The organism is Rhizobium sp. NPDC092011 (assembly GCF_044756305.1).
Classification (GTDB): domain Bacteria; phylum Pseudomonadota; class Alphaproteobacteria; order Rhizobiales; family Rhizobiaceae; genus Rhizobium.
Genome location: NZ_JBIVSO010000050.1, coordinates 1 through 1363, shown reverse-complemented (window position 1 = coordinate 1363; position 1363 = coordinate 1). Strand labels below are relative to the sequence as shown.

At 56.7% G+C, this 1363-nt stretch carries 1 protein-coding gene; it reads left to right on the top strand.

What is annotated here, in order from left to right:
• On the top strand, positions 1-1197 hold a 1197-nt coding region (locus ACIQJ2_RS38240; protein ID WP_400678242.1), incomplete at its 5' end, for a N,N-dimethylformamidase beta subunit family domain-containing protein.
• Positions 1198-1363 lie beyond the last annotated feature (166 nt).

The following is a 1363-nucleotide window of genomic DNA, read 5'->3' as shown; positions in this document are numbered from 1 at the left end:
GAGATCAACGACAGACTGCTTCTCGTAGCGGCAACAGCCACATGGACGGCATACAATGATTGGGGCGGCTCCAATCATTATCAGCGCATCTCCGGACCTGAGGGAAATGAATTCTCCCCGCGTCTTAGCGTTCAGCGACCCTATGCGCGAGGTTTCGTCAGCCTTCCCGATGAGGCTCCACGCGCCGTGCTGCTGGAGCAGCCCGGCATTCTGGCAGAACCGGAATACCCGCACATGGAGTGGGCCTATCGTAATGGCTACAGCAAAAAATATGTCTCCGCGGGATGGGCGAGTTTCGAACGGCGATTTGTGATTTGGGCAGAGGAAGCGGGCTACCAGGTCGACGTCATATCTCAAACCGATCTGCAGAACGATCCAACCATTCTTTCCGGTTACCGATGCGTGGCAACTATCGGCCATGACGAGTATTGGACCTGGGAAATGCGCGACGCGATTGATGCATATGTTGATTGCGGCGGCCGCATTGCGAGGTTCGCTGGAAACTTCATGTGGCAGATCCGACTGGAGGACGGTGGAAGTACGCAGGTTTGCTACAAATACACAGCTCGTGAGCGAGACCCGTTGATGAACACTGGACCAAGGCATCTTGTAACGGAGTCATGGGAAGCTGGTGAGATAGGGCGACCGGGTGCTTCAACATTTGGCCTAAACGCAACGCAAGGCATGTATGCGAGTTGGTCCGGCTGTTCACCCCGGGGGGCCAAAGGATTCCCGCTGTATCGTCCGGATCATTGGGCATTCGCGCAAACCGGCCTTTACTACGGAGACATCATCGGCGGCCAGAGCGGCGTGTTCGGCTACGAGGTCGACGGGATCGGCTATGAAATCCGCGGCGGCCTGCCCTTCGTTGCTCCAGGAGCGGTAGCACCGGTCGGTATGGAAATACTGGCTCTGGGCATCTCATCGACCATCGAAGAGGGCGAATCAATCAAGCCGGGCCACACGTTCCTAGGCCGAGAAGACGCGGAGTATGTGGCTATGGTTCTGACCGGGTCCGCTGATCAGGCGAGCATCGAGAAGACAAAACGAGGATGCGGAGCGATCGTCCACTTTCAGCTCGGAAAGGGCGAGGTTTTCCATGCCGGGAGCTCGGATTGGATAATGGGGCTGGTCCGTGATGACCAGATCGTTATCCGGATCACCAAGAATGTACTCGATCGGTTTCTGGGCTCGTAGCGGCCCAACTGCACCAGAAAAAGCTGCGTAAGTCCTGCGCGGTCGCATCCTGCATCCCATCCGCGATGAGAGCTATAGCGCGGCAATCAGGATGAGACGCTTGCGACAATCTGGATGAGATTCTTAGGTCGCGGTCGGGATCAAGTTATCATGCTGATTGCCGCTG